Genomic DNA, 24,586 nt, shown 5'->3' on the forward strand with positions numbered 1-24,586 from the left:
TCTGACGGCAGGTCCGGAAGGCGGCTTGCCACGGCTTACCGAATGTTGTTCTACTGATGCCGTCGCGTTCGCCCCGAGGTCATATGAGGAGTCGTTCATGTCCGAAGCCCGACAGGGCCCGCTGGCCGGAATACGCGTGCTGGAGCTCGCCGGGCTCGCACCCGGGCCGTTCGCCGGGATGATGCTCGCCGACCACGGGGCCGAGGTGCTGCGGGTGGACCGGGTGGCCGCGGTCTCCGACCGGCCGCGGACCGACGTCATGGACCGCGGCAAGCACACGATCGGGCTGGACCTGAAGTCGCCGGAGGGCGTGGCCGCCTTCAAGGACCTGACCCGGGGCGCCGACGTGGTCATCGAGGTCTTCAGGCCGGGCGTGGCCGAACGGCTCGGCATCGGGCCCGCCGACCTGCACGCGGTGAACGAGCGGCTCATCTACGGCCGGATGACCGGATGGGGACAGGACGGCCCGCTGGCCCCGACGGCGGGGCACGACATCGACTACATCGCGATCTCCGGGGTGCTGTCCATGCTCGGCCGCGAGGGCGACAAGCCCACCCCGCCGATCAACATCCTCGGCGACTTCGCCGGCGGCGGCCTCATGCTCGCCTACGGCGTGCTGCTGGCCCTGCTGGAGCGCGGGCGCACCGGCCAGGGGCGGGTGATCGACGCGGCCATGGTCGACGGGGCCGCCATCCTGTTCGCGATGTTCTACCAGGGCGTGCGCGGCGGGGGCTGGGGTCCGCGCGGCACCAACCTGCTCGACACCGGCGCCCCCATGTACGACACCTACGAGACCGCCGACGGCCTCCACCTGGCGGTGGGCTCGCTGGAGCCGCAGTTCTGGGCGGCCATGGTGAGCCTCATGGGGCTGACGGACCTGCCGGACCGGGGCGACCGGGAGCAGTGGCCGGCGCTGAAGAAGCGGCTGGCACAGGAGTTCAAGACGAGGACCCGGGCCGAGTGGGAGGCGGTGTTCGAGGGCTCCGACGCGTGCGTCTCGCCGGTGCTGTCCATGGCCGAGGCCCCGGAGCACCCGCACAACGCCGCCCGGGGCGCCTTCGTGGAGGTCGGCGGCCAGAGCCAGCCGGCGCCCGCGCCGCGCCTGCTCGGCACGCCGCCCCAGGACCTGTCCCCCGCGACCAGGCTCGATGACCTCTCCTCCTGGGGGATCGGCGCGGAGCGGGCCGACAAGCTGCGCTCACAGGGGGTGCTGGCCTGAGGCGACCTCATACCGGGTGTAGTCCTTGAGCGCGAACGAGTCGTGCAGCCGCACGCTCCTGGCGCTGAGCTTGCTCGCGGCCTTGGTCAGCCCGGTGGGAAGGTGGTTGAGCAGCCGGATGCCCTGGACCATCGCCCACAGGTCGCCACGGCCGCCGGGGATGAGCCGCCTGGCCATCCCGACGGCGAACGCGCGGCTGCGCCGTACGTACTCACCCAGCTCGGCCTCGTAGGCGGGGTAGGCCCGCGCGGGCGCGCCGCCGGCCGCGGCGAGCTCGCCCGCCAGCACGTACGCCCCGACGACGGCGAGGCTGGTGCTGCCGCCCACGGCGGGGCCGGGACAGTAGCCGGCGTCGCCCACCAGGGTGACCCGCCCGCGCGACCAGGTGTCCAGGCGGAGCTGGGTGATGGAGTCGAAGTAGAAGGCGGAGGCGGAGTCGAGCCGCTCCAGCAGCCTGGGCACCTCCCAGCCGGCGCCGGCGAAGTGCTCGCGGAGCAGCTCCTTCTGCCGGGGGACGTCGCGGTGGTGGTAGTCGAGCGGCTCCGGCGTCCTGAAGAGGAAGACGGCCCGCGCGTCGGGCATCCGGGCCGCGCCGTACATCGCCGCGATCCTGCCGATGCCGTTGAAGCTCTCGATCCGGCCGTCGAGCCCGAGATGGTTGGGCACCGACAGGACGGCCAGGTAGGCGCCGATCCAGGTGGTGTGGCGAGACTCCGGGCCGAAGACCAGGCCGCGCACGTTGGAGTGCAGGCCGTCGGCGCCGATCACCAGGTCGAACGTCCGGCCGGCGGCGCGCTCGAAGGTCACCTCGCCGGCCTCGGAGATGGAGGTGATGGAGTCGTCGAAGACGTACTCGACGTCGTCGCGGGTGGCGTCGTAAAGGATCTCGCTCAGGTCGTCGCGCATGATCTCGACGTGCTGGTCGGACACCCCCGACATCAGCTTGCGCAGCTCCAGCTCGACGGGCCGGTCGCGGCCCTCCGGCCAGATGGTCATCCACTCGACGCCGGTCTTCGCCTCCTGGATCCGGTCCAGGACGCCCATCCTGCGCACGATCTCCATGGCCGGGGTGAACAGGTCCACGGCGTGGCCACCGGTCTTGCGTAACGCGGGCGCGCGCTCCACCACCGTGACGCTGAAGCCGTATCGGGTGAGCCAGTAGGCCAGGACGGGACCGGCGACGCTGGCACCGGAGATGAGAACGTTCATGGCGAACCTCCTTACTTAACGGATGGTAAGTCACGGTCGGCCGTGGGCACAAGGACTTACTTAACGATAGGTAAGGATTAGGGTGGTCCCATGGCCAGGCCGAGTGACACCAAGGCGCGCATCCAGGCGGTGGCGCGGGAGCTGTTCGTCCGGCAGGGCGTGCAGCAGACCAGCCTGCGCCAGATCTCCGACGAGCTGGGCATCACCAAGCCCGCCCTCTACTACCACTTCGCCTCGCGCGAGGACCTCGTCAGGAGCATCATCCAGCCGCTGGTGGACGACCTGGACCGGTTCGTGGCCGAGCGCGAGCCCGGGGACGCCCGCGCGTTGCTGGAGGACTACTTCGACCTCAGCTGGCAGCACCGGGACGTCCTGGTCATGCTGGTGCGCGACCTGGCGGTCCTGTCCGGCACCGACCTGGCCGGGCGCATGTTCGCCTGGCGGCGGGAGATCATCTCGCTGCTGCTGGGCCCCGAGATCACCCAGGAGCAGCACATCAGGGCGACCGTGGCGCTCGGCGGGATGGCCGACTGCACGGTGGTGTACGCGCACCTGCCGACGGCCGAGGTGCGCCCCGTCGCCGTCGCGGCCGCGCTGGCGGCGCTGGGGATGACGAGCGGCTAGACGGCGACGTAGAGGTCCGCGCCGTCGGGGTGGTGCACCTCGAGGTCGGTGGTGAAGGACCGGGCGGGCGCGCCCCCGGACTCGGTGTGCTTCCACACCTGCTGCCAGGCGTCGATGATCGCCTGCGGCATCGGCCCGCGCGCCTCGACCTTGAGCACCCTGGCCGCGGGCACGCGCACCGCGACCATGCCCTCGGGCAGCCGCGGCACCGTGCGCACCGCACAGCCGACGATCTGGGTGTAGGCGCCGTGGTGGTCGCTCTCGTAGTCGGTGAGCACCGCGTACAGGCGCTCGTCGACGCGGCCGGCCACGTGCGCGAACGCTCCCGGAGCCCCCGCTCGCTGCCACAACGGGGGCAGTTTCGCCCGGACCGGGTCCAGCTCGTCGGCGTTCATGGTGCGTACGGCAAAGCCGACGACGATCACTTCGTCCCGATTCGTGACGTCCAAACGCCTCTCCATCCCCCGGTAAGTACCCGGCCCGATCATAAGCCACCGAGAAAGGGGGAAATCCTCTAGTGCCCCCTGTCACCTCATAAGATGGATGAACGTGAAATTCTTGAACGGCATGGAGCCGCAGTACGACCTGACCTACAGCGACGTGTTCATGGTCCCGTCGCGGTCGGCGGTCACCTCCCGGCTCGCGGTAGACCTCTCGACCCACGACGGCACGGGCACCACCATCCCGCTCGTCGTGGCCAACATGACCGCGGTGGCCGGCCGCCGGATGGCGGAGACCATCGCGCGCAGAGGCGGCATCACCGTGATCCCGCAGGACATCCCCTTCGACGTCGTCGCCGACGTCGTCGACTGGGTCAAGAAACGCGACCTGGTGCACGACACCCCCCTCACCCTCACCCCGCACGACACCGTCGGCGAGGCCCTGCGCCTGCTGCCCAAGCGCGCGCACGGCGCCGTCATCGTCGTCGACTGGGACAACCGGCCGGTCGGCGTTGTCACCGAGGCCGACTGCCAGGGCGTGGACATGTTCACCCAGCTCGCCCAGGTGATGTCCAGCGAGCTGCTCACCCTGCCCGCCGGGCTCGACCCGCGCGCCGCCTTCGACCGGCTGCACGACGGCCGGCACCGGCTGGCGCCCATCGTGGACGGCGACGGCCGCCTGGTCGGCATCCTGACCCGTACCGGCGCCCTGCGCGCCACCCTCTACACCCCGGCGCTCGACCCCCGGGGCAGGCTCCGGGTCGCCGCCGCCGTCGGCGTGAACGGCGACGTCGCCGCCAAGGCCAAGGAACTGCTGGAAGCCGGCGTCGACTGCCTGGTCGTCGACACCGCCCACGGCCACCAGGACAAGATGATCTCTGCCCTGACGGCCGTACGGGCGCTCGACCCCGGCGTGCCCGTCGCGGCGGGCAACGTGGTGACCGCCGGCGGGGTGCGCGACCTGGCCGACGCGGGCGCCGACATCATCAAGGTCGGCGTCGGCCCGGGCGCTATGTGCACCACCCGGATGATGACCGGCGTCGGCCGGCCGCAGTTCTCCGCCGTGCTGGAGTGCTCGGCCGAGGCCCGGCGGCTCGGCCGGCACGTGTGGGCCGACGGCGGCGTGCGCCACCCGCGCGACGTGGCGCTCGCCCTCGCGGCCGGCGCGGCGAACGTGATGATCGGCTCCTGGTTCGCCGGCACGTACGAGTCGCCGGGCGACGCCCGCACCGACGCGGACGGCCGCAAGTACAAGGAGAACTTCGGCATGGCCTCCGCCCGCGCCGTACGGCTGCGCACCGCCGAGGACAGTCCGTTCGACCGGGCCAGGAAGGCGCTGTTCGAGGAGGGCATCTCCACCTCACGGATGTACCTCGACCCGCGGCGGCCCAGCGTGGAGGACCAGATCGACGCCATCGTGGCCGGGCTGCGCTCCTCGTGCACGTACGCGGGGGCGGCGGACCTGGAGGAGTTCCACGAGCGAGCCGTCGTCGGCATCCAGGGCTCGTCCGGCTACGCGGAGGGCATGCCCCTGCACCAGAGCTGGTGACCGTCAGACCCGCCGCCAGCCGCCCGCCGCGTGGATGCCGCCGTCCACGTGCACGGTGACGCCTGTGACGAACCTGGCCAGATCGCCGGCCAGGAAGATCGCGGCGCCCGCCGCGTCGCCCGGATCGCCTAACCGGCCGAGCGGCGGGATCCGTACCGGCTCGAACGGGCCGGCCGGCATGCGTTCCCGCACCCCCGACTCCCCCGCCGTGGGCAGGGCGTCGGGGGCGATCGCGTTCACCCGGATGCCGCGCGGGGCCAGCTCCAGCGCCAGCGACCGGGTCAGGCTCTCCAGCGCCGCCTTCATCGCCGCGTAGACGGCGAACCCGGGCGCCGCCTGATGGGCCTCGCTGGAGGTGATGTTGATGATCGACGCGCCCGCGCCCATGAACGGCAGCATGCTCCGGATCATGCCGGTGACCTGGGTGAAGTTCTCCTCGATCAGCGTCCGCTCGCCTTTGGCGGACACCTCGGCGAACGGCGCGTGGAACGTCCCGCCCGCGTTGTTGACCAGCACGTCCACCCGGCCCCACCGCTCAGCCACCGCCTGCGCGAACACCCCCACCGCCACCGGATCCCGCACATCCAACGTCATCGCCAGCCCGGCACTCCCCTCGCCCCCGCTTTGTCCGCCCCGGTCCGCTTGGCCTCGATCCGACCGATCCTGGTTTGACTCGTCCCGCTCTGGCAGGTCCCGGTCACAGACCGCGACGTGTGCGCCGAAGACTTCGAACGCCTCCGCGATGGCCCGGCCGATCCCTCGGGCGCCTCCGGTGACCACGGCTACGCGCCCGGTGAGCAGGATCGCATCGGGAGAAAGGGTGGCCATGGACGATGACCATATCCCGAGCGCATAGAGTCGTCGGGTTCATTCCCATCGTCATCAGGAGCACTTCGTGGCACTCGAGAAGCCGGAGATCGACTTCCCGGAGGGCAACCCGCCCGCCGACCTGAAGATCGAGGACATCACCGTGGGGGACGGCCCCGAGGCCAAGCCGGGTCACACCGTGAGCGTCCACTACGTCGGCGTCGCCTTCTCCACTGGAGAGGAGTTCGACGCCTCCTGGAACCGCGGCCAGGCCTTCGAGTTCCCGCTCGGCGGCGGCCGGGTCATCGCGGGCTGGGACCAGGGGGTCGCGGGCATGAAGGTCGGCGGCCGCCGCAAGCTCGTCATCCCGCCGCACCTCGGCTACGGCAACGCCGGCGCCGGCGCCCGCATCAAGCCGGGTGAGACGCTCATCTTCGTCGTGGACCTCCTCGGCGTACGCTAACCCGCCACCCGGTGGGCAGGACCCGGGTCCCGCACCCAACCCCTGCCCACCTCTTCGGCCGGTGCTTGCCCTGACCCGGCTTTCGTCCTCGGGCGGGCGCGGCCTTTTGGTTACGGCGTTGCCCGGGTTGCGGAATTGTCGCCGGGTTGAGGCAACATAGCGGTGTGCTTCTGATCGACGTGGTCCGGGTGTCCGAGGCGGTGACGCGCACGTCCGCGCGGCTCGGCAAGATCGGCCACCTGGCGGAGTCGCTCGGCCGGGTGGGCGCCGACGAGGCGGAGATCGCCATCTCCTACCTGTCGGGCGAGTTGCCGCAGCGCCAGGTCGGCGTGGGCTGGCGCGGGCTGCAGGACCTGCCGAGCCCCAAGCTGGCCGCCACGGCCACGCTCACCGACGTCGACGCCCTGCTGAGCAAGATCAAGGCGGTGTCCGGCCAGGGCTCGCAGGCGGCCCGCAAGACCCTGGTGACGCAGCTGTTCGCCGGGCTCACCAGCCAGGAGCAGGCGTTCATGCTCAAGCTGCTGGGCGGCGAGCTGCGACAGGGCGCGCTCGACGGCGTGATGATCGAGGCGATCGCCAAGGCGTCGGGCGCCCCGTCCGCCGACGTGCGGCGAGCGCTGACATTGCGTGGCTGGCTGCCGGCGGTCGGCGCGGCCGCGCTGGCCGGCGGAGTGGAGCGGTTGCGGGCCTTCAAGCTGGAGGTCGGCCGCGCCGTCTCCCCGATGCTCGCCGGCAGCGTCCCCCAGGTCGCCGCCGCGCTGGAGAAGGCCGGCACCCCGGCGGCCCTGGAGTGGAAGCTCGACGGCATCCGCGTCCAGGCGCACCGCTCCGGCACAGAGGTCAAGGTGTTCACCCGCACCCTCGACGACATCACCGCCCAGATCCCCGAGCTGGTGGAGGCCATGCTCGCGCTGCCCGTCGACGACCTGGTGCTCGACGGCGAAGTGATCGCCCTGCGCCCGGACGGCCGCCCGCACCCCTTCCAGGTGACGGCCGCCCGCACCCGCAGCAGGATCGACGTCGCCCGGCTGCGGGAGCAGACGCCGCTGCACGTGTTCTTCTTCGACGCGCTCAGGGTCGGCGGCGCCGACCTGCTCGACCTCCCCTACGCCGAGCGGCAGGCGATCCTCGCCACGACCGTCCCACCGGGCCTGCTCACCCCCCGTCTGGTCACCTCCGACGTGACGGCGGCCACGGAGTTCTTCACCGACGTGATCAAGGCGGGCCACGAGGGCCTGGTCGTCAAGTCCCTCACCTCCCCCTACGCCGCGGGCCGCAGAGGCGCCGGCTGGATCAAGGTCAAGCCCCGGCACACCCTCGACCTGGTCGTGCTGGCCGCCGAATGGGGTCACGGCCGCCGTGAGGGCAAGCTGTCCAACCTCCACCTGGGCGCCCGCGATCCGGACACCGGCGGCTTCGTCATGCTCGGCAAGACCTTCAAGGGCCTGACGGACGAGCTCCTCGCCTGGCAGACCGAGCGCTTCCTGGAGCTGGCCACCGGCCCCGCCGACGAGTGGACGGTTCCCCTGCGCCCCGAGCTGGTGGTGGAGATCGCCTTCGACGGCGTGCAGCGCTCCCCCCGCTACCCCGGCGGCATGGCACTGCGCTTCGCCCGGGTCCTCCGCTACCGCCCCGACAAACGCGCCGAGGACGCCGACACGGTGGAAACCGTCCGCTCCCTGATGCTCTGACACCGTCATGGTCTGACACCGTCAGCATGGTCTGACACCTCCAGCCGATGCCCTTTCGCCTGGGTCGCGTTGCCGCGACGGTTCGGGGAAGGAGGCAGGGATGAGGGACAGTCAGCGGCCGCGGATCGCTGTCTCGAGCTGCCTGCTCGGCGCGCCCGTGCGGTACAACGGCGGCCACAGCCAGGATCGCTTCCTGCGTCACCTGCTCTCGGAGCATGTCGACTGGGTGCCCATCTGCCCGGAGATGGAGATCGGCTTGGGCACGCCCCGCGACACGCTGCGTCTTGAGTACGCACCGGGCGGCCCCCGCCTCATCACCGGCAAGACGCGTCAGGACCACACCGAGTCGATCGGCACGCTGGCCGCCTCCCGCATCGCGCGACTGGACGCCGACGGCTACGTCTTCAAGGCCAAGAGCCCGAGCTGCGGAGTCCACGGCGTGGCCCTGCACCGGGGCCCCACCGTCGTCGACCACCGGCAGCGCGGCCTGTTCGCGGCCGCGGTGCTGGCGGCCTGCCCCCTGCTGCCGGTGGAGGACGAAGGCCGGCTGCACGACCCGGTCCTGCGTGAGGCGTTCGTCGAACGGGTCTTCGCCCATGCCCGGCTACGCGCCCTGCTCGACGGCGACTGGCGGCCCCGCGATCTGATGGCCTTTCAGGCCAGGCACAAGATGCAGATCATGTCCCACGCCTCGTACCAGGAGACGGGCCGCCTGGCCGCCGCGTCCGGCACCCGACCTGGCGATCGCCTCGCCGTCGAGTACGCCGAGGCGTTCCAGCGGGCGCTGGCCAACCGGACGACGGTCGGACGCCACGTGAACGCCCTGCAGCACTGCCTCGGCATGCTGGACCTCGACGGCCTCCGCCGCGACGATCTTCTCGACGTGATCGAGTCGTACCGGGACAGGCAGGTGGCGCTGAGCGTGCCCATAGCCCTGCTCCGGCACCACGCACGCGGCGAGAAGGCGGCCTACCTGCAGGAGCAGACATACTTGCGCCCGTACCCAGACGAGCTGGCCCTGCGCAACCACATCGCGCCCTGACCCCGCTCGCATGAGCCGGCCCTCGCAACCTCACCGCACGCTGACCACGCTCGGACGAGCCGGACATCGACCGGCGGGCCGCCGACCCTGGACGGGCGGGGACCGGGCAGGCGAGTCGGGCAGGGGTGGTCAGCCGGGGGCCGGTCAGGCCAGGGGGAACGGCAGGCCGTACTCGTCCTGCGGGCGGGGGCCGAAGATCCTGCGCTCGGCGGGGGTGATCCGGAGGTCGTTGATGCTGGCCTCCCGGCGTGCCATCAGCCCGTTCTCGTCGAACTCCCACAACTCGTTGCCATAGCTGCGCCACCACTGCCCGTCGGCGTCATGCGACTCGTACTGGAAGCGCACCGCGATGCGGTCGTCGGTGAAGGCCCAGAGTTCCTTACGGAGCGCGTAGTCGAGCTCTTTCGCCCATTTGCGCGTCAGGAAGGCGACGATCTCCTGGCGGCCGGCGACGAACTGGTCGCGGTTACGCCAGACCGACTCCGGCGTGTACGCCTGCGCGACGCGCTCGGGGTCGCGGGTGTTCCAGGCGTCTTCGGCGGACTGGACCTTGGCGCCGGCGGTCTCGGCGGTGAAGGGCGGGACAGGCGGGCGCGTCATGCGTACTCCTTGGTGATCAACGTACGGCGATCGGGCGGTCTGTGCTGACGATCATGAGGCGATCGTAGGCGACGGGCGAGCAGGCGGTCAGGCAGGAGCCGACGGCCGGGCATGTCGAGCGCCGCCGCCGACACAAGCAGACATGGCCTCGCCCACCCCCGGCCCCGACAGCCGCCATGACCTGGCCGTCAGATCGGGGCGCAGAGCCCGGCCGGGCGGGATATCCGCCGTCAGGTCCTGTCAGCCCGAAGGGGCGGGCCATCCGACATCGGGCCCCTCCCTCAGCCCGGACGGGCGGACCATCCGCCGTCAGGTCCCGTCCACGGTGATGGCCTGTACGGGACACGCCCGGACGTCCTCGTCGAGGGCGCGCTGGTCGGTGTCGTCCGGCGTGGCGTCGTACACCAGTGCGTCGTCCTCATCTAGGGAGAACACCTCTGGCGCGGCGAAGACGCACTGAGCATGGGTCTGGCAGAGGGTCAGGTTCGTCGCACCTTGGCGTAATGGCGGGCCGCTCGCGCGCGGTTGCCGCAGCCGCCCGAGCACCACTCGCGCCGCGTCTCCTGGACGAAGTGCAGCATGCAGCCAGGTCCCTGGCAGGCGTACACCTTGTGTCGTGACGATCCGCCGAACAGGATGATCGCGTCTTCGGCGAGTGCCGAGAGCACGGCTGCCACCGGTCGGCCGGCGGTGCACACCACCACCTGCGTCTCGGCCTGCCCTGGCCGATCTGTGCCGCCCGCGTCCTGTCCGGCCGGCTGGAGGCCGGTCCCGTCTCGTTCGAGGCGGAGTTCGTGCCAGCGCGGGGCCTGGCGGGCGTGGCGGTTGAGTGTCTCGACCGCGTCGGGGTCGGGGCGGTGGCCGGCTGCGGCTCCGGCCGCCAAGCGCCGGATCGCCTCCCGGGACCCCAGGGTGAGGCGCAGGTCGTCGGCGGTCACGTCGAGCAGGTCGGCGTCCGTCAAGGGGATCGCGAGGCGTGAACGTACGTCACGCAACCAGGCGGCCAGGTGCTCGGCGGTCTCCAAGCCCTCCCGGGGCTGGCCGCGCACCGCATAGGCCGTGTTGCCGAGCTCGATCGGCAACGGCTCGCCGAGGAGCGGGGCTCCGCCACTGGGGAGATCGGCGACTTCCATGCTTCTAACGGTACCGGCCGTTTGACGCCGTGAGAAACATCCGCCATCATCTAACGCTAGATGGCCAGTTTAGCCATTAGAAAATAGTCTGTCATCGACGGACCCCGGAGGTTCCGCATGAGCACGCTCCAGACAGGCCATGTCGGCCTGAACGTGACCGATCTCGCCCGTTCGATCGCCTTCTACCGGCAGGTCTTCAACTTCGAGATCTTCGGCGAACAGACCGAGGGCACACGCAAGTTCGCCTTCCTCGGCCGCGACGGCACCCTGCAGGTGACGCTGTGGCAGCAGAGCGAGGGCGCTTTCGCCACCGGCCTGCCCGGACTGCACCATCTGTCGTTCCAGGTGCCCGACCTCGAGGCTGTCCAGCGCGCTGAGGCCGTCCTGCGCGAGCTCGGGGCGGAGCTGGTCTACGACGGGATCGTCCCGCATGGCGAGGGCGCGTCCTCCGGCGGTGTGTTCTTCACGGACCCCGACGGCATCCGCCTGGAGATCTACGCCCCGGCCGGCGCCGATGCCGCACCAGCGCCCACGCAGGGCGCACCGACGTGCGGGTTCTTCTAGAGCCAGCGATCCGGGGGCCGATGCGGCCCGGACCCGACCAAGGAGCGTCATGCGTCACGAAGGCGGACCAGTCATGCGTCACGAAGGCGAACGACTCGTGCAGCGCCGGGCCGGCGTCACCGGTGACGGCCGGGGGTCGGCCGGCGTGAGCGCCGTCATCCCACCGGTGGCCGCGGAGTTCCTCAGCCGGCAGCGCATGCTGGTGATCGCCGCCGCCGACGACGACGGGACGGTCTGGGCTGGCCTGCTCACCGGCCCCGAGGGCTTCACCACCGCGCCCGCGACCCGTACCGTCGTCGCGCATGCGCTGCCTCGCGACGGTGATCCGCTCGCCGGTCGCTTCGACAGCGAGCGGGACATCGGCATGCTCGCCATCGAGCCGGCCAGCCGCCGGAGGATGCGGGTCAACGGCAGAGCCCGCAAGGACGGCGACCGGCTCCTCGTGCACACCGAGCAGGTGTACGCGAACTGCCCGAAATACATCCAGACCCGCACGGTGGCCGAGGATGACCTCCCCGCGACGACCTCGGCGGCGCTCACCACCCGCACGCTGAACGCCGACCAGGTGCGGTGGATCAGCACGGCTGACACGTTCTTCGTGGCCACCCACGCGGCCGGGCTGGGCGCCGATGCGTCACACCGCGGCGGCAACCCCGGCTTCGTCACCGTGACCGGCGACCGGCGGCTCACCTGGCCGGACTACATCGGCAACTCGATGTACATGACGCTGGGCAACCTTGAGCTGGAGCCGCGCTGCGGCCAGCTGTTCGTCGACTGGGAACGCGGCCATACCCTGCACCTGACCGGCCGCGCCCGCGTCGACTGGTCGCCGGAGCGGGCCGCGGCGGTGCCCGGCGCCCAGCGGCTGGTCGACTTCGACGTCGAACGGGTCGTTCAGGTCACCGGCGCCACCGGGCAGCGCTGGGCGTTCGGCAAGTACTCCCGCTTCAATCCCGCCCACAAGGAATCATGATGCGCGTCACCGTCGACATGACCGTTCATTGAGTTTCAAGGATTCTCAGTGATTCGCCCGTGGTGGGCGAAGGTCCCCGTCTGATCCGGGCAGTGAGTGTCCGGTGCGGGGTTGACGCTTCACGGCCACCTGCCCCGCCAGGCGGGGTCTTACGGTCGGCTCCGCGTCCGTTTTCGGTCTCCGGGCCACTCCCGGCGACCGTACGCTCCACCAAAGAGGCGAGGTTGAGCGCGGCGTTCACGTCACGGTCCAGCGTTAGGCCGCACCCCTCACAGACGTAGGCGCGCATCCGTAGCGGCAGTTTGGCTTTCACTGCCTGGCAGGATGAGCACGTCTTGGAGGAGGGGAACCAGCGGCTCGCCACTATCAGCCGGCCGCCGTTCCAGCCGGTCTTGTAGGCAAGCTGGCGGCGGATCTCCCCGAACCCGGCGTCGGAGATGGCACGGGCCAGCCGCCGGTTGCGGATCATCCCGGCCACGTGCAGGTCCTCGACCACGATGGTGCCGTACGTGCGGGCCAGACCGGTGGTGAGCCGGTGGATGCCGTCGCGGCGCAGCGCCGCCACCCGATACTCCGCCCGGTTGCGGGCCGCGTTCGCCCGCAACCACCGCTTCGACGGCCGTTGCCGGGTGCGCCGGTCCGGGCCGCGCTTGCGGGAGACCGCCCGCGACAGACGGCGCAGCCTGCGTGCGGCGGCGTCGAGGTGGCGGGGGTTGGCAACCGGCGGGCGTCCGTCGGAGAAGACCGCCAGCGTGTTGATACCGAGGTCCACCCCGATCACCGCGTCCGGCCGGGCAGGTGCGGCCACCGCTCGTTCGGTGTGCACGGTGAAGCTGACGTGCCAGCGGCCCTCCTGCCACCGCACCGTCGCCGAGGCGATCCGCGCCCCGCCCCCGGCGAGCAAGCGGGCGAGTTTGCCGACCGGTTCGTGCGTTTTAAGCCGGCCCAGCACCGGTAGCACCACGTGGGTGTGGCCGTCCAGCCGGATCGTCCCGGTGGTGAAGCGCACCGACCGGGCCGCACGGCGTTTGGCCTTGAACCGGGGAAACCCCACCTTCGGGCCCTTACGCGTGCCCTGCCGGGAGTCACGCCAGTTCGCTAGGGCGTCGGCCAGGCGGGCCAGCCCGCACGCGTAGGCCTCCTTGGAGTTGCCCGCCCACCACGGCGCCACTTCGTCCTTGACCTGGTTCCAGCGTTTGCGCAGGCTGTACATCGACCAGGACAGGGCCGGGGTGAGCAGGTCGTCGGCGATGCCGTAGGAGCGCTCGGCCTCCCGCTGCGCCAGATTCGCCTTCACCTGCGCCAGACCCCAGTTGAACGCCACCCGCACCGCCCCGCAGTGCGACGCCAGCACGGCGGCCTGGCGCGCGGTGGGGTCCAACGCGAAACGGTAGGCCTGCACGACCCGCATGATGACGCGCCCCCTCCCTCGCATATTCGAGAGTGTGTGCGAACGACTCTACCAGCATGACCGTACGTTGAGTAATGTTTTGCATGCACATTGTGACGGCGAAGGGTGGGGCAGGCGCGGCGCAAAGCCGCGGGCCCTACAACGCTTCGTCATGCCGTCCACCAGCTCGCAAGCCACTGAGCCAACCCCGATCACCACGTGACAGAACGCGATCGCGCTGCAGAAACCCAGATGAAGACTGACGAACACTGATACGAACCACAGCGGTTACCAACCCTCCTGCAGCACCACACCTGACTGCGGAGACCGGCGGGCTGGCAACGACAAACCCGCCCTCAAGGTGCGAAGGCGGGTTGCGAGTACGGAAAAGCGGGACTACTTGATCAACCGGACCGTGAGCGGGTAGCGGAAGGCGGTTTCGGAGAGGGCCGCGACGCCGCCCACGATGGACAGGACGATGGCGGCCACCCAGATCACCGGCAGGAGCACGATGCCGATGACGGTGAACGGCAGCAGGAAGGTGGCGCCCGTGACCGTGAGGTGGAAGTTGAGCGCCTCCATCGCGTGGCGCCGGATGTAGGGCGAGGTCTTGCCGCCCGTCAGCAGCATGATGAGCGGGCCGATGATGGGGAACCCGAGGAGGGCGAGCAGGTGCGCCGCGGACGCGCCGAGGCGTTCGTTGCTCTCGGGCGGCGTCTCCTTACCGGCCAGGGGCGCGGGCGGAGCCAGCCGGGGCACCGACCGCGTGCCGTACAGCTCCGACATGATGGGCATCAGGTCGCCGTGCGTGCGCGCCGTCATCGCGCGCTCCAGCCGCTCGTCGAATTCGAGCTTGTCGAAACGGCCTTCCGCGTAAGCGGCCTGGACGTGCTCGACCACGTGCTCGCGATCCTGGTCGGTGACGCGCAGATGTGCTGGCGGCACCTGTCCCGGCTTCGATGGTGTGGGTACCCCAGCCATAAGAGCCATGCCTCTCCTTCGGTCGGACTGTCATCTCCCATACTGCGGTACGGCCAAGAGATGTGGCATCGGGTGAATCCCGGAGGTAACCCCTAGATCACCCCGACGCGCTGAGCCGGTTGACGGTATAAAAAGGATCCATGAGATGGCGAGACCGTTACGGCCTCCGGCGGCGGCGTGGCCCGAAGATCGCGAAGTACGATCGTGAGGCGACGGACGCCGACATCGAAGCGCTCATCGCCTTCGCCCGTTCGCGGCGTGGCGTTGAGTTCTACGTCGAACCCGAGACGTTCGCGACCGACACGACGGCCGTCGCCGTCGCCGATGACGGCGAATGGACCAGGCGCAGGGTCGGCTCCCCCGCGGTGATCGGCAAAGTGGCCCGGGACCTTGCCTTACCGGTCTATGACGTGCAGCTCACGGGCTATCCCCAGCGCATGCGCGCCTACAACGACCGTCGCAAACGTGAAGAGGGCACCCTGGACTAACCACGTGTGACATCGACGCCCCCGTCCCCTGGCGGCGGATCGTCGTCGCCGATCCGGTCGAGCAGTGGGAGCAGCCAGCTGGCCCGAGCCTCGCCCATGGCGGTGTCGAGCTCCGTCGGGGACGGCAGGCGCCCGCTGAGCATGCCCGGGGGCATGAGGTGCTGCAGGGCGTGCATGAGCAGGTTAGCCATGGAATAGTGCGGGTCGGCGGTGAGGGCGCGCTCAAGGGCGATGGTGGCCAGGATGCTGTCTCCTGATCGCCAGGCGGCCATGGCGAGCAGCGAGGCCGCCGCCGGCACGAAGGGCGGCTCCAGGCGGCGGGTGAGATCCTTCCAGAGCCCGGCGTGGCACTCCTCAAGGAGCGTCCAAGCCTCGTCGCGCACCCTGATCACCGCGAGGTCCAGGCCCAGCCTGGCCGCCGCCACGTCGTCCAGGCGGCCACCGTCGGTCAGTGCCGCGCGGACCCTGGCGAGTCCCTCGGCCGTGAACTCCTTCGCGAAGGCATCGGCGTCGCCGCAGGCGGTCAGCCGGGCGCGCAGGTCGCGCACGACCTCGGCGGTCGCCCTGCGCATCGCCACCCGGACGGGGCCGGTGACGGGCGCGATCGTGTGCTCCAGGGCCTGGCGGTCGGGCAGCGCGACCAGGCCGCGCACCGTCGCCTCGGCCGCTATCCGGCTGGACCTCGGATCGTAGGGGGTGCCCTCGGGCGGGCAGCACAGCGTGCTGTCGCAGACGTAGGACCAGAAACGGCCGTCGTCCGCGCGCAGCGCCTCCCCCACCTCCACCCCGGCCTGCTCCGCCAGCCCCCTGGCCTCGTCGACGGCGGGGGTGACGTGCTCGCCGGGACCGTAGCCGACCACGACGACCTCGCTCACCGCCTCCCGCTCGAACAGCGGCCTGAGCGGCGCCAGCGCGCCCGGCGGCAGCGGCAGCCCCCAGCGGGCCGCCACCTTGGCCCGGCCGCGATCGAGGCCGATCACGACAAGGCTGTCCACCGGGTGGAACCCCACCAAATAGGGCACGGCGGCCAGCACATCGGCGGGGCTGGTCAGGGTGAGGCAGGGCTCGTAGGCGTTGGTCGTCATGGACAAGGAGAGTGCCGGAGCGGCGCATCCCTCGAAGGCACAGAACCGGGTTCTGTGGACGAACGCCGGCGGTGACGTACAGCCTGTGGAAAGAGCGCCGAAGGGGCGCACGACCCGAGGGGAAAGACGTACAGCGCAGGTGGAAAGAGCGCCGTCTACGGCGTTTCCGGTGCCGAGGTGAGGCGCTGGCGGACGAGCAGGGCGCCGCCCACGACGGCGGCCGGCATCGCGATGACCGCCACCAACGGCACCAGGAACAGCAGGAAGACCACCACGCCGAAGCCCAGCGCCACCGCCTTGTTCCGGCGCAGCAGGGCGAAGCGCTCCTTCCGTGCCATCCCCCGGCGCTCCAGCGCCAGGGTGGTGAGCTCGATCGTCAGGAAGAACCCCGAGACGGCGGCCCCGAGCACCGGCACCACGGTCTGCCCGAACACCGGGATGAACCCGAGGAAGAACAGCGGGACGGTGAACAGCAGCACGTACGCCAGCGTGATCAGGCTGTCCTTGATGGAGCGCGGCAGCGTCCGCCACCAGGGCTGCTCGTCGGCCTGCTCCAGCACGTCGGCCTTGGCCGACAGCTTCTCGTAGAACGGCTCGCCGATGGTCAGCGTGAGCGCGGCGAAGGTGAGCACCGCCAGCGCCAGCCCGCCGAGGAAGATGGCGATGGCGACCGTGGTGCGGAAGAACTCACGCCACGCCCACGAGTCGGCGAACGGCGTGAGGAACTCCGCCAGGGCGGACGCGTTCCTGCCGAGGAGGATCAACGCCACCACGTAGACGGCGAACGCGATCACCGCCGGAATCAGACCGAACAGCCACCAGCGGCCGTTTCTGGCGACCCAGCCCACACCCTGCATGAAGAAGCCGACACCGGAGGCGAAGTCGCGCACTGCTCGCATGCCCGGCAGGCTAGCGCCAGAACGCCGTCACCGTGTAGCCGAGATCGTCGAACAGGGTGCGCAGCAGCGGCAGCGAGATGCCGAGGACGTTGCCGTGGTCGCCGTCGATGCCGTCGACGAACCAGCCGCCGCGCCCGTCGATGCTGAACGCCCCCGCCAGGTGGAGCGGCTCGCCGGTGGCGGCGTAGACGGCGATCTCCTCCTCGGAAGGCTGCCCGAAGTGCACCACGGTGGTGGCCACCTCGGCGGCCTGCCGGCCCGACGGCACGTCGATCACGCAGTGACCGGTGACCAGGCGGCCGGTCCTGCCGCGCATCATCCGCCAGCGCTCGATGACCTCGTCGGTGGTGGCAGGCTTGCCGTAGGGGCGGCCGTCGAGCTCCAGGATGGAGTCGCAGCCGATGACCAGGCCCTCGTCCAGGCCTTCGGCGACCGCGGCGGCCTTGGCCCTGGCCAGGGCGAGGCTGAGCGCGGCGGGGGTGTGGGCGGTGAACGCCTCTTCGTCGACCCCGCTCACGATCACCTTGGGGTCGAGGCCGGCGCTGCGCAGCAGGGCCAGTCGGGCGGTGGAGGCTGAGGCCAGGACGATCACCGTGTCAGCTTACCGGTCACCCGCCCCCTCACGGCCTGCGGCCGGTGCCACGGGATCGCCGAAGAGGCCGTTGAGGATGCCGCCGATCAGCTCCTCCAGCCCGGCGGGACCGGCCGCACGCTCCCGGCGCAGGTCGGCGGTCATGGTCCTGGTGTCCATGCCGGCCCGGCCGGCGAACAGCGACATGATCATCGGGGCGAGCAGCGGCAGCACCTTCATGAGGCCGCCCACGTCGACGTCGGCGAGCCGCGCCAGCCCTTCGGCGACGTACTCGACGCCCTGGCCGCCCAGCACGTGCGCCAGGATGTGCTGGCCGTCGCGCGTCAGCGACGCGACGTCGCTGTTGAACGGGTCGGTGTCCATGTGCTCGTCCAGCGCGTAGCGCAGCGCCTCGGCGCCCTCCGGGTGCTCAGCGCCACGGGCCAGGCCCGCCACGATGATGCCGCCCGCCGCCTGGATGACCCAGCGGGCCGTGGCGAGGTCGGTGCCGAGCATCCCGGCGATCTGCTCCAGGCCGGGCTCACCGAGCTCGGCGAGCAGCTCGTCCATCAGTGTCACGGCAGGTCCCCCCGAATGTCGTTCAGGGAGACGTGCCCGGCACCGCCTGTGCCTATATCCGGTCTTACGCTAACTCTTCGCCAAAGGCTCGGCCTTCTCGGCGCCCAGCAGCCCGGCGGCGGCGTAGGCGCTGTGCTCGTCCAGCGTCTCGTGCTCCAGCAGGGCGGCCACGATGCCTTCGAGCTTGTCGCGGTTGTCGGTGAGGATCCGCACCGCCCGCTCGTAGCACTCGTCCACGATCCGCCGGGTCTCCTCGTCCACGATGGCGAGCGTGGCGGGCGAGGCCTGCGGCTGGCCGTCGTTCGGCAGGATGGTGAGCGGCCCGACCTTGGCCGACATCCCCCAGCGGCCGACCATGCCGCGCGCGATCATGGTGACCTGCTCCAGGTCGTTCTCGGCTCCGGTGGTGATGACCCCGTAGATGACGTCCTCGGCCGCCATGCCGCCGAGCGCGCCGGTGATGCGGCCGCGCAGATACTGCTCGTCGTAGGCGTAGCGGTCGGTGTCGGGGGTGGAGAGGGTGACGCCGAGCGCGCGGCCGCGCGGGATGATGGAGATCTTCCTGACCGGGTCGGCGCCGGGCTGCAGCATGCCCAGCAGCGCGTGGCCGGCCTCGTGGTAGGCCGTCCTGGTGCGCTCCTCCTCGGGCATCACGATGCTGCGGGCGGCGCCGAGCTGCAGCTTCTCCAGCGCGTCCGCGAAGTCGCCCATGCCCACCTTCTCCCGGCCGCGCTTGGCCGCGAGCAGGGCCGCCTCGTTGACCAGGTTGGCCAGGTCGGCGCCGGTCATGCCAGGGGTGATCTTGGCGAGCCGGTCGAGGGCGACCTCGCCGTCGAGCGGCACACCCCTGCTGTGCACCTGAAGGATCGCGGTACGGCCGGCCGCGTCGGGCAGCCCGACCTGGACGGTGCGGTCGAACCGGCCGGGGCGCAGCAGCGCCGGGTCAAGGACCTCGGGCCGGTTCGTGGCGCCGATGACGATCACGCCTTCGGCGCCGGAGAAGCCGTCCATCTCGGTGAGGATCTGGTTGAGCGTCTGCTCGCGCTCGTCGTGCCCGCCGAGGCCGCCCGCGCCGCCACGGGCCCGGCCGATGGCGTCGATCTCGTCGATGAACACGATCGAGGGCGCCACCTTGCGCGCCTCCTCGAACAGGTCACGCACCCGGGACGCGCCGACGCCGACGATCATCTCGATGAACTCCGACGCGCTCGCCGAGAAGAACGGCACCTTGGCCTCACCCGCGACCGCCCTGGCCAGCAGCGTCTTGCCGGTGCCGGGAGGGCCCGCGAGCAGCACGCCCTTGGGCAGCTTGGCGCCGAGCCTGCGGTATTTGCCGGGGTCCTTGAGGTAGTCGACGATCTCGACGAGCTCGTTCTCCACCTCGTCGATGCCGGCGACGTCCTCGAACGTGACCCGCACCTGGCCGGCCTCGACCGGCTTGGCCGCCTTGGACTTGCCGAGGCCGCCGAGCCCGCCCCCGCCGCCCATCATGCTCGCGCCACGGCGCATGATCCAGATCCACAGCCCGGCCAGCAGCAGCACGGGCAGCAGGGACAGCAGCAGGTTGAGGAAGAAGCCGCGGCCGGAGCCGAGCGGCTCTGCCCTGATCTCCACACTGGCCGACTGCAGCTTCTGGGAGAGCTGGTCGGTGTTGGCGAAGGTGGGGATCTCGGTACGGAACTCCGTATAGGACTCGTTGTCACTGGCCGGGTCGGTGGCGGCGACCTTCAGCTTGCCCTCGACGGACAGGCCGGTGGCGTAGATCTCCTTGACGTTCTTGGCGTCCACCTGCTGGGTGAACTGGGTGTAGGAGACCGTCTCCACCGGCGCGCTGTCGAAGAAGGAAGAGATGAAGAAGAAGGCGGCGTAGACGGCCAGCAGCGTGAGGCCGAACCGCCACCAGTTGATCTTGGGTCGGCCTCCCGGGGTGCCGGGCAGCCCTTCGGCGCGCCACGGCGGCTTGGCCTTCTTGCCGTTGGGCACCTGCGGCGATCCAGCACGTTCCACCTGTCACTCCCCTGTTCGCCGCGGTGTCAGCTAACCCAGGTCACGCACCCCGGCGATGATGCGGCTGATGTCGCGCCAGCGGTTGCGTTGCGTGTCCGGCACTGACACAAACGCCAGCCCCGGCTTCGCCATTCCACCGTCCGATACCACGACGGCGGCCCGGGAACTGCGCTTGCCGTAAGTGACCTGATAGACCAGCGTCCAGCCGCCCTTGGCCGGCTGCGAACCCAGCCAGCGGATCTTGGCGCCCTCGGGATGGTGGTTGAGCGTCCACCGGGCGGCGAGCAGCGCCGTGTCGCGCGGGGTGTCCTGCTCCTCGATGGGCAGCGGGCAGGTCAGCAGCATGCCGCGCCGGCCGTCGCGGCGGTTCTTGGGCAGCATCTGCCGGCTGGTGAACGGGGCCGCGCGGTAGGTCTTCCACGGCTTGCCGAGGTCGGGCACGACCAGGCCGCTGCGCTTGTCCTTGATCACCCGCTTGGACCTGGCGGGCAGGGACAGGCGCTTGATCTTGCTGGGCAGCCTGGGGACGCGCGCGTCGGCGTACAGGGCCTCCATGGCCGTGTATCCGGGGGCGAGCGACGCGCCGGGGGTGGGCGTCGGCCTGGCCGACGCCGACACCGACGCCGAGACCGACACGGAGGGTGACGCGGACGCCGACACCGACGCCGAGACCGACACGGAGGGTGACGCGGACGCCGAGGCCGAGGCCGCCGGGACGGAGGCGACCGAGATCGGCTCCGCGTCGGCGGACGGCGGTGGGCCGGACGAGGCGGGCCCGACCGATGGCGCGGCGACCGGCCGGGCGCCGGCCTCGTCCGGCGTCGACGGGAGAGCCATGACCACCGCTGTGGCGGCGACCGCCAGCGTGGCGACCACGGCGAGCCCCCGGTAGACATCCCGCATCCGTATGTCGCCGATGCGGGAGCGCCGGGGCGAGGAGGCAGGGGTTCCCGGTCTGTCTGCGGTTCTCACAAGGGAACCTTCGGTCTCATCATCCCCATCGAGCACGACGGGAGCGTACGACATATTCCACTGTTCCGCGCCAGAAGCTACCGAAGTGTCATCTTGACATTTGTACGGCCTTCTGCGGACGTCAGGTGGTCAAGATCGAGTGACCTTGCCGTAGAGCCAGGGAGCCTCGGCGACGAACGTGCACGAACCCGGCTCGATCTCGGTGAACCCGGCGTCGCGCACCACCGGCAGACCCGCCGCGACCTTCTCCTCGAAGGCCGCCGCGGCGGCCGTGCGCACCGACACCGCCAGCCCCGCGGCCCGCCAGGCGGCGCGTTCGGCGGCATCGCTCGCCCACCAGGCGAGCTGGGCGGCATGCCCGGCCTGCGCCATCGCCTTGCCCGCCGACATCGCCAGCGCGGGGTTTTCCCACAGGGTCGGCGGCACGGCGGGCCCCGGCTCGGCCGTGTCGGTCAGCTCCGTGCCGGACACCTGCAGCCGGGCCAGGTCGCGCGGCCAGGCGTCCAGCGGCACGGGCGGGTGCACCCGAACCTCGGCCGTACGGTGCTCGATCGTGCGGCCCGGCAGCGCGACCGCCCGGCGCCACTCGGCGCCCCTGGCCCGGCGCACCACCTTGCGGATCCTTCCGGTGACCTCCCAGGCGTGCAGCTCCGCGACCCATTCGCCGGGGTCGTCGAGCAGGCTCAGCACGGCCATCGCGGCCGCTTCCATGGCATCGGTGCGCTCGGGCGGGGTGGCCCGTTCGATCCTGACCACCAGCGGCAGGACCATCAGCTCTGCGTCGTTCATCGCGTCCTAGCATGCCTGATCGCCAGCGACATGCCGGTGGCCAGGAGGCAGAGCAGGCCGGCGCCGTACCACGCGTAGTCGTAGGCGCCGAGCTGGTCGCGGGTGAGGCCGGCGGCGACGGCGGCGATCGCCGCGCCCACCTGGTGCGAGCCGAACACCCAGCCGAACACCACGGCCCCGTCGCTGCCGTAGATGCTGCGGCACAGCGCCACCGTGGGCGGCACGGTCGCCACCCAGTCCAGGCCGTAGAACACGATGAAGATCAGCATGCTGGGCTCGGTAGTGGCCGCGAACAGGCTCGGCAGGACCATCAGCGACAGCCCGCGCAGCGCGTAGTAGACGGCCAGCAGCTTCCGGGGGTCGATCTTGTCGCTGAGCCAGCCCGAGGCGACCGTGCCCACGATGTCGAAGATCCCGACGACGGCCAGCAGTCCCGCGGCGGCCGGCTCGGCCATGCCATGATCGTGCGCGGCCGGAATGAAGTGCGTGCTGACCAGCCCGTTCGTACTGGCGCCGCAGATCGCGAAGCCGCCGGCGAGAAACCAGAACGGGCGGGTGCGCGCCGCCGACCGCAGCACCGTCAGCGCCCGCACCGCCGCGTTCGTGCTGACAGGGAGGGTACGGGGCTCGTCCGGATCAGCTCCCAGCGCGGTGGTGCCCACGTCCTCGGGACGGTCGCGCAGCAGCCACCAGACGAAGGGCACCACGGCCAGGGCCGCCGCGGCGACGGTCAGCGCGGCCACCCGCCAGCCCGGCCCCTGGGCGAGGTGGGCGAGCACGGGCAGGAAGACGAGCTGGCCGGTGGCGCCCGCCGCCGTCAGCACGCCCATGACGAGCCCCCGGTGCCGGACGAACCACCGGTCGGTCACCGTCGCCGCGAACACCAGCGCCATCGACCCGGTGCCGAGCCCGACGAGCACGCCCCACAGCAGTTGGAGCTGCCAGCTCGCCGTCATCAGGGTCGTGAGGCCGCTGCCGGCCGCGACCAGCAGCAGGGCGAGAGCGACCACGCGGCGCATGCCGAAGCGGTCCATCAGGGCGGCGGCGAAGGGCGCGGTCAGGCCGTAGAGCACCAGGTTGATCGAGACGGCGAGGGAGATCGTGCCCTTGCTCCAGCCGAACTCGTCCTGCAGCGGGGTGATCAGCACGCCGGGCGTGGCCCGGAAGCCGGCGGCGCCCAGGATGGCGACGAACGCGACGGCGGCGACGAACCAGGCCCTGTGCAGCCGGGGACGCCTGGTGGTGGTGCTCAGGGCCATTCGCCAATCCTGATTTATCTGGTCATACGGGCGTGAGTGGCCGGATGGCCAATATGTGAAAGAATTCGGCCATGGTGCATCGGATCGCGGTCGTCGTGCTCGACCGCTTCGCCCCGCTCGACCTGGGGACGCCGGGGCAGGTGTTCCGGACCGCGGAGTCGCCGGCCGGGGAGCGATTGTACGAGGTGGTGACCTGCTCGCCCGGCGGCGCCCCCGTACGCTGCTCGGCCGGCTACACCGTGCTGCCCGACCACGACCTCGGCGTGCTCGACAGCGCGGACACGGTGCTGGTGACCGGCGTCCACGGCGGGCAGGTGCTGCGCGACGGCACCATCGACGGCGAGCTGCGCGAGGCGCTGCAGGGACGGCCCCGGGTGATGTCGATCTGCACGGGCGCGTTCGTGCTGGCCGCCGCCGGGCTGCTCGACGACCGGCCCGCCACCACGCACTGGCGGGAGGCGGGCCGCTTCGCCAAGCTGTTCCCCCGGGTCAAGCTGGACGCCGACGTGCTGTTCATCGACGACGGCGACGTGCTGACCTCGGCGGGCATCGCGGCCGGGCTGGACCTGTGCCTGCACGTGATCAGGCGCGACCACGGCAGCGAGGTGGCCAACCGGGCGGCCCGGCGGTGCGTCATGCCACCCTGGCGGGACGGCGGCCAGGCCCAGTACATCGAGCGCCTCGTGCCACCCGCCACCGGCACCGGCACGGCCACCACGCGCACCTGGATGCTCACCCAGCTGAACACGCCCCTGGACCTGGACGCGCTGGCCGAGCACGCGAGCATGAGCGTACGGACCTTCACCAGGCGTTTTCGGGAGGAGACCGGCATGAGCCCGGCCCGCTGGCTCAACCTGCAGCGGGTCGAGCAGGCCAGGCACCTGCTGGAGACGACCGACCTCGGGGTCGAGGAGGTGGCCAGGCGGGCCGGCTTCGGCACCACGGTCTCACTGCGCCAGCACCTGCACGCCTCGGTCGGGGTGTCACCGCTGGCCTATCGCCACACCTTCCGCCGCCCTTGAGCGCCGCGGTGCCAGGGGCGGCCGGTCAGTCGGTCCTGACCTCGATGGCCTGCCCCGGGCAGAGTTGCGCGGCCGTCTCGACCTCGCCCCGTCTCGCCTCGTCGGGGTGTCCGTCGAGGAGCACGACGATGCCGTCCTCGTCGCGCTGATCGAACACCTCGCCGGCGGCCAGCACGCATTGTCCGGCCCCGACGCACTTGTCCTCATCGAGCAGAATTCTCATTGAGCCT

At 71.1% G+C, this 24,586-nt stretch carries 28 protein-coding genes; 11 read left to right on the forward strand and 17 right to left on the reverse strand.

Going from position 1 to position 24,586, the window contains the following annotated elements; all coding sequences use genetic code 11:
• Nucleotides 1-97: 97 nt before the first annotated feature.
• Nucleotides 98-1,219, forward strand: a complete 1,122-nt coding sequence (locus IEY87_RS24030) for a CaiB/BaiF CoA transferase family protein (protein ID WP_189141004.1) — start codon at nucleotides 98-100, stop codon at nucleotides 1,217-1,219.
• Here IEY87_RS24030 and IEY87_RS24035 read toward each other — a convergent pair.
• Nucleotides 1,199-2,428 (reverse strand): FAD-dependent monooxygenase, encoded by a 1,230-nt coding sequence (locus IEY87_RS24035; protein WP_189141005.1) that lies wholly within the window; start codon nucleotides 2,426-2,428, stop codon nucleotides 1,199-1,201. The genes IEY87_RS24030 and IEY87_RS24035 overlap by 21 nt on opposite strands.
• Nucleotides 2,429-2,518: 90 nt before the next feature.
• Between IEY87_RS24035 and IEY87_RS24040 the strand changes: the two genes are divergently transcribed.
• Nucleotides 2,519-3,052: a TetR/AcrR family transcriptional regulator gene (locus IEY87_RS24040; protein WP_189141006.1), complete on the forward strand. Its 534-nt coding sequence runs from the start codon at nucleotides 2,519-2,521 to the stop codon at nucleotides 3,050-3,052.
• On the opposite strand, the gene IEY87_RS24045 is transcribed toward IEY87_RS24040, so the two are convergent.
• A complete protein-coding gene (locus IEY87_RS24045; RefSeq protein ID WP_189141007.1) occupies nucleotides 3,049-3,501 on the reverse strand; it encodes a GyrI-like domain-containing protein in 453 nt (150 codons plus the stop codon). The genes IEY87_RS24040 and IEY87_RS24045 overlap by 4 nt on opposite strands.
• A 100-nt stretch (nucleotides 3,502-3,601) precedes the next feature.
• Here IEY87_RS24045 and IEY87_RS24050 point away from each other — a divergent pair, with 100 nt between their 5' ends.
• Nucleotides 3,602-5,041, forward strand: coding sequence for a GuaB1 family IMP dehydrogenase-related protein (locus tag IEY87_RS24050; RefSeq protein WP_189141008.1), 1,440 nt, complete (start codon nucleotides 3,602-3,604; stop codon nucleotides 5,039-5,041).
• Between the two features lie 3 nt (nucleotides 5,042-5,044).
• Here the strand turns inward: IEY87_RS24050 and IEY87_RS24055 are convergent, their stop codons facing one another.
• Nucleotides 5,045-5,869, reverse strand: coding sequence for an SDR family NAD(P)-dependent oxidoreductase (locus tag IEY87_RS24055; protein ID WP_189141009.1), 825 nt, complete (start codon nucleotides 5,867-5,869; stop codon nucleotides 5,045-5,047).
• Between the two features lie 67 nt (nucleotides 5,870-5,936).
• On the opposite strand from IEY87_RS24055, the gene IEY87_RS24060 reads away from it, so the two are divergent.
• The 3 genes from IEY87_RS24060 (at nucleotide 5,937) to IEY87_RS24070 (ending at nucleotide 9,044) form a co-directional block, all read left to right on the forward strand.
• Nucleotides 5,937-6,311 carry an FKBP-type peptidyl-prolyl cis-trans isomerase gene (locus tag IEY87_RS24060; RefSeq protein ID WP_189141010.1) on the forward strand — a complete coding sequence of 125 codons (375 nt, stop codon included), beginning with the start codon at nucleotides 5,937-5,939 and terminating at the stop codon, nucleotides 6,309-6,311.
• Nucleotides 6,312-6,475: 164 nt separating this feature from the next.
• Entirely contained in the window at nucleotides 6,476-8,002 is a 1,527-nt protein-coding gene (locus tag IEY87_RS24065; RefSeq protein WP_189141011.1) for an ATP-dependent DNA ligase, read from the forward strand.
• A 100-nt stretch (nucleotides 8,003-8,102) separates the two neighbouring features.
• Nucleotides 8,103-9,044 (forward strand): YbgA family protein, encoded by a 942-nt coding sequence (locus IEY87_RS24070; RefSeq protein ID WP_189141012.1) that lies wholly within the window; start codon nucleotides 8,103-8,105, stop codon nucleotides 9,042-9,044.
• 144 nt (nucleotides 9,045-9,188) lie between these two features.
• On the opposite strand, the gene IEY87_RS24075 is transcribed toward IEY87_RS24070, so the two are convergent.
• From IEY87_RS24075 to IEY87_RS24085, 3 genes are all read right to left on the reverse strand, one after another.
• Nucleotides 9,189-9,644, reverse strand: coding sequence for a nuclear transport factor 2 family protein (locus tag IEY87_RS24075; protein ID WP_189141013.1), 456 nt, complete (start codon nucleotides 9,642-9,644; stop codon nucleotides 9,189-9,191).
• 309 nt (nucleotides 9,645-9,953) lie between these two features.
• Nucleotides 9,954-10,193: a ferredoxin gene (locus IEY87_RS46745; RefSeq protein WP_308426451.1), complete on the reverse strand. Its 240-nt coding sequence runs from the start codon at nucleotides 10,191-10,193 to the stop codon at nucleotides 9,954-9,956.
• Nucleotides 10,124-10,777 (reverse strand): CGNR zinc finger domain-containing protein, encoded by a 654-nt coding sequence (locus IEY87_RS24085; protein WP_189141014.1) that lies wholly within the window; start codon nucleotides 10,775-10,777, stop codon nucleotides 10,124-10,126. The genes IEY87_RS46745 and IEY87_RS24085 overlap by 70 nt, the downstream gene beginning before the upstream one ends.
• A 117-nt stretch (nucleotides 10,778-10,894) precedes the next feature.
• Here IEY87_RS24085 and IEY87_RS24090 point away from each other — a divergent pair, with 117 nt between their 5' ends.
• Together IEY87_RS24090 and IEY87_RS24095 are read left to right on the forward strand one after the other, a co-directional pair.
• Nucleotides 10,895-11,341 carry a VOC family protein gene (locus tag IEY87_RS24090; RefSeq protein ID WP_189141015.1) on the forward strand — a complete coding sequence of 149 codons (447 nt, stop codon included), beginning with the start codon at nucleotides 10,895-10,897 and terminating at the stop codon, nucleotides 11,339-11,341.
• Nucleotides 11,342-11,414: 73 nt separating this feature from the next.
• Nucleotides 11,415-12,314 (forward strand): pyridoxamine 5'-phosphate oxidase family protein, encoded by a 900-nt coding sequence (locus tag IEY87_RS24095; protein WP_189141016.1) that lies wholly within the window; start codon nucleotides 11,415-11,417, stop codon nucleotides 12,312-12,314.
• 25 nt (nucleotides 12,315-12,339) lie between these two features.
• Here IEY87_RS24095 and tnpB read toward each other — a convergent pair whose 3' ends face one another.
• Together tnpB and IEY87_RS24105 are read right to left on the reverse strand one after the other, a co-directional pair.
• Nucleotides 12,340-13,725, reverse strand: a complete 1,386-nt coding sequence (tnpB, locus tag IEY87_RS24100) for an IS607 family element RNA-guided endonuclease TnpB (RefSeq protein ID WP_189141017.1) — start codon at nucleotides 13,723-13,725, stop codon at nucleotides 12,340-12,342.
• Between the two features lie 375 nt (nucleotides 13,726-14,100).
• Nucleotides 14,101-14,649, reverse strand: coding sequence for a DUF1707 and DUF4870 domain-containing protein (locus tag IEY87_RS24105; RefSeq protein WP_225277529.1), 549 nt, complete (start codon nucleotides 14,647-14,649; stop codon nucleotides 14,101-14,103).
• A gap of 176 nt (nucleotides 14,650-14,825) precedes the next feature.
• Here IEY87_RS24105 and IEY87_RS24110 point away from each other — a divergent pair, with 176 nt between their 5' ends.
• Nucleotides 14,826-15,173, forward strand: coding sequence for a hypothetical protein (locus tag IEY87_RS24110; protein ID WP_189141018.1), 348 nt, complete (start codon nucleotides 14,826-14,828; stop codon nucleotides 15,171-15,173).
• Here the strand turns inward: IEY87_RS24110 and IEY87_RS24115 are convergent.
• The 6 genes from IEY87_RS24115 to IEY87_RS24140 form a co-directional block, all read right to left on the reverse strand.
• The gene (locus tag IEY87_RS24115; protein ID WP_189141019.1) at nucleotides 15,170-16,258 is read right to left on the reverse strand and encodes a DUF4192 domain-containing protein; all 1,089 of its coding nucleotides are present in this window, start codon (nucleotides 16,256-16,258) and stop codon (nucleotides 15,170-15,172) included. The genes IEY87_RS24110 and IEY87_RS24115 overlap by 4 nt on opposite strands.
• A 155-nt stretch (nucleotides 16,259-16,413) precedes the next feature.
• A complete protein-coding gene (locus IEY87_RS24120; protein ID WP_189141020.1) occupies nucleotides 16,414-17,157 on the reverse strand; it encodes an EI24 domain-containing protein in 744 nt (247 codons plus the stop codon).
• Between the two features lie 10 nt (nucleotides 17,158-17,167).
• The gene (locus IEY87_RS24125) at nucleotides 17,168-17,749 is read right to left on the reverse strand and encodes a Maf family protein (RefSeq protein WP_189141021.1); all 582 of its coding nucleotides are present in this window, start codon (nucleotides 17,747-17,749) and stop codon (nucleotides 17,168-17,170) included.
• Between the two features lie 9 nt (nucleotides 17,750-17,758).
• On the reverse strand, nucleotides 17,759-18,298 hold the full coding sequence (locus IEY87_RS24130) for a DUF937 domain-containing protein (RefSeq protein ID WP_225277571.1): 540 nt from the start codon (nucleotides 18,296-18,298) through the stop codon (nucleotides 17,759-17,761).
• Nucleotides 18,299-18,376: 78 nt separating this feature from the next.
• On the reverse strand, nucleotides 18,377-20,314 hold the full coding sequence (gene ftsH, locus IEY87_RS24135) for an ATP-dependent zinc metalloprotease FtsH (RefSeq protein WP_189141023.1): 1,938 nt from the start codon (nucleotides 20,312-20,314) through the stop codon (nucleotides 18,377-18,379).
• A 30-nt stretch (nucleotides 20,315-20,344) separates the two neighbouring features.
• On the reverse strand, nucleotides 20,345-20,869 hold the full coding sequence (locus IEY87_RS24140; RefSeq protein WP_189141024.1) for a hypothetical protein: 525 nt from the start codon (nucleotides 20,867-20,869) through the stop codon (nucleotides 20,345-20,347).
• Here IEY87_RS24140 and IEY87_RS24145 point away from each other — a divergent pair.
• Nucleotides 20,868-21,206 (forward strand): hypothetical protein, encoded by a 339-nt coding sequence (locus IEY87_RS24145; protein WP_189141025.1) that lies wholly within the window; start codon nucleotides 20,868-20,870, stop codon nucleotides 21,204-21,206. The two genes, IEY87_RS24140 and IEY87_RS24145, sit on opposite strands and share 2 nt — an antisense overlap.
• A gap of 209 nt (nucleotides 21,207-21,415) precedes the next feature.
• On the opposite strand, the gene IEY87_RS24150 is transcribed toward IEY87_RS24145, so the two are convergent.
• Nucleotides 21,416-22,075 (reverse strand): peptidyl-tRNA hydrolase, encoded by a 660-nt coding sequence (locus IEY87_RS24150; protein ID WP_189141026.1) that lies wholly within the window; start codon nucleotides 22,073-22,075, stop codon nucleotides 21,416-21,418.
• On the reverse strand, nucleotides 22,072-23,334 hold the full coding sequence (locus IEY87_RS24155) for an MFS transporter (RefSeq protein ID WP_189141027.1): 1,263 nt from the start codon (nucleotides 23,332-23,334) through the stop codon (nucleotides 22,072-22,074). Before IEY87_RS24155 ends, IEY87_RS24150 begins: the two co-directional genes overlap by 4 nt.
• A gap of 71 nt (nucleotides 23,335-23,405) precedes the next feature.
• On the opposite strand from IEY87_RS24155, the gene IEY87_RS24160 reads away from it, so the two are divergent.
• Nucleotides 23,406-24,356, forward strand: a complete 951-nt coding sequence (locus IEY87_RS24160) for a GlxA family transcriptional regulator (protein WP_189141028.1) — start codon at nucleotides 23,406-23,408, stop codon at nucleotides 24,354-24,356.
• Between the two features lie 25 nt (nucleotides 24,357-24,381).
• On the opposite strand, the gene IEY87_RS24165 is transcribed toward IEY87_RS24160, so the two are convergent.
• The gene (locus IEY87_RS24165) at nucleotides 24,382-24,579 is read right to left on the reverse strand and encodes a ferredoxin (protein ID WP_189141029.1); all 198 of its coding nucleotides are present in this window, start codon (nucleotides 24,577-24,579) and stop codon (nucleotides 24,382-24,384) included.
• Nucleotides 24,580-24,586 lie beyond the last annotated feature (7 nt).

This window comes from Nonomuraea glycinis (assembly GCF_014646515.1).
GTDB classification, from domain to species: Bacteria; Actinomycetota; Actinomycetes; order Streptosporangiales; family Streptosporangiaceae; genus Nonomuraea; species Nonomuraea glycinis.

What these genes read in the sequence shown, in the direction of transcription:
- IEY87_RS24030 (WP_189141004.1), top strand. Translation starts at nt 98, where the DNA reads ATGTCCGAAGCCCGACAGGGCCCGCTGGCCGGAATACGCGTGCTGGAG.
- IEY87_RS24055 (WP_189141009.1), bottom strand. Translation starts at nt 5,869, where the DNA reads ATGGCCACCCTTTCTCCCGATGCGATCCTGCTCACCGGGCGCGTAGCC.
- IEY87_RS24070 (WP_189141012.1), top strand. Translation starts at nt 8,103, where the DNA reads ATGAGGGACAGTCAGCGGCCGCGGATCGCTGTCTCGAGCTGCCTGCTC.
- IEY87_RS24085 (WP_189141014.1), bottom strand. Translation starts at nt 10,777, where the DNA reads ATGGAAGTCGCCGATCTCCCCAGTGGCGGAGCCCCGCTCCTCGGCGAG.
- IEY87_RS24035 (WP_189141005.1), bottom strand. Translation starts at nt 2,428, where the DNA reads ATGAACGTTCTCATCTCCGGTGCCAGCGTCGCCGGTCCCGTCCTGGCC.
- IEY87_RS24095 (WP_189141016.1), top strand. Translation starts at nt 11,415, where the DNA reads ATGCGTCACGAAGGCGAACGACTCGTGCAGCGCCGGGCCGGCGTCACC.
- IEY87_RS24115 (WP_189141019.1), bottom strand. Translation starts at nt 16,258, where the DNA reads ATGACGACCAACGCCTACGAGCCCTGCCTCACCCTGACCAGCCCCGCC.
- IEY87_RS24145 (WP_189141025.1), top strand. Translation starts at nt 20,868, where the DNA reads ATGGCCGTGTATCCGGGGGCGAGCGACGCGCCGGGGGTGGGCGTCGGC.
- tnpB (WP_189141017.1), bottom strand. Translation starts at nt 13,725, where the DNA reads ATGCGGGTCGTGCAGGCCTACCGTTTCGCGTTGGACCCCACCGCGCGC.
- IEY87_RS24130 (WP_225277571.1), bottom strand. Translation starts at nt 18,298, where the DNA reads ATGGACGAGCTGCTCGCCGAGCTCGGTGAGCCCGGCCTGGAGCAGATC.
- IEY87_RS24155 (WP_189141027.1), bottom strand. Translation starts at nt 23,334, where the DNA reads ATGGCCCTGAGCACCACCACCAGGCGTCCCCGGCTGCACAGGGCCTGG.
- IEY87_RS24110 (WP_189141018.1), top strand. Translation starts at nt 14,826, where the DNA reads ATGAGATGGCGAGACCGTTACGGCCTCCGGCGGCGGCGTGGCCCGAAG.
- IEY87_RS24075 (WP_189141013.1), bottom strand. Translation starts at nt 9,644, where the DNA reads ATGACGCGCCCGCCTGTCCCGCCCTTCACCGCCGAGACCGCCGGCGCC.
- IEY87_RS24160 (WP_189141028.1), top strand. Translation starts at nt 23,406, where the DNA reads ATGGTGCATCGGATCGCGGTCGTCGTGCTCGACCGCTTCGCCCCGCTC.
- IEY87_RS24090 (WP_189141015.1), top strand. Translation starts at nt 10,895, where the DNA reads ATGAGCACGCTCCAGACAGGCCATGTCGGCCTGAACGTGACCGATCTC.
- IEY87_RS24040 (WP_189141006.1), top strand. Translation starts at nt 2,519, where the DNA reads ATGGCCAGGCCGAGTGACACCAAGGCGCGCATCCAGGCGGTGGCGCGG.
- IEY87_RS24120 (WP_189141020.1), bottom strand. Translation starts at nt 17,157, where the DNA reads ATGCGAGCAGTGCGCGACTTCGCCTCCGGTGTCGGCTTCTTCATGCAG.
- IEY87_RS24165 (WP_189141029.1), bottom strand. Translation starts at nt 24,579, where the DNA reads ATGAGAATTCTGCTCGATGAGGACAAGTGCGTCGGGGCCGGACAATGC.
- IEY87_RS24150 (WP_189141026.1), bottom strand. Translation starts at nt 22,075, where the DNA reads ATGAACGACGCAGAGCTGATGGTCCTGCCGCTGGTGGTCAGGATCGAA.
- IEY87_RS24140 (WP_189141024.1), bottom strand. Translation starts at nt 20,869, where the DNA reads ATGGAGGCCCTGTACGCCGACGCGCGCGTCCCCAGGCTGCCCAGCAAG.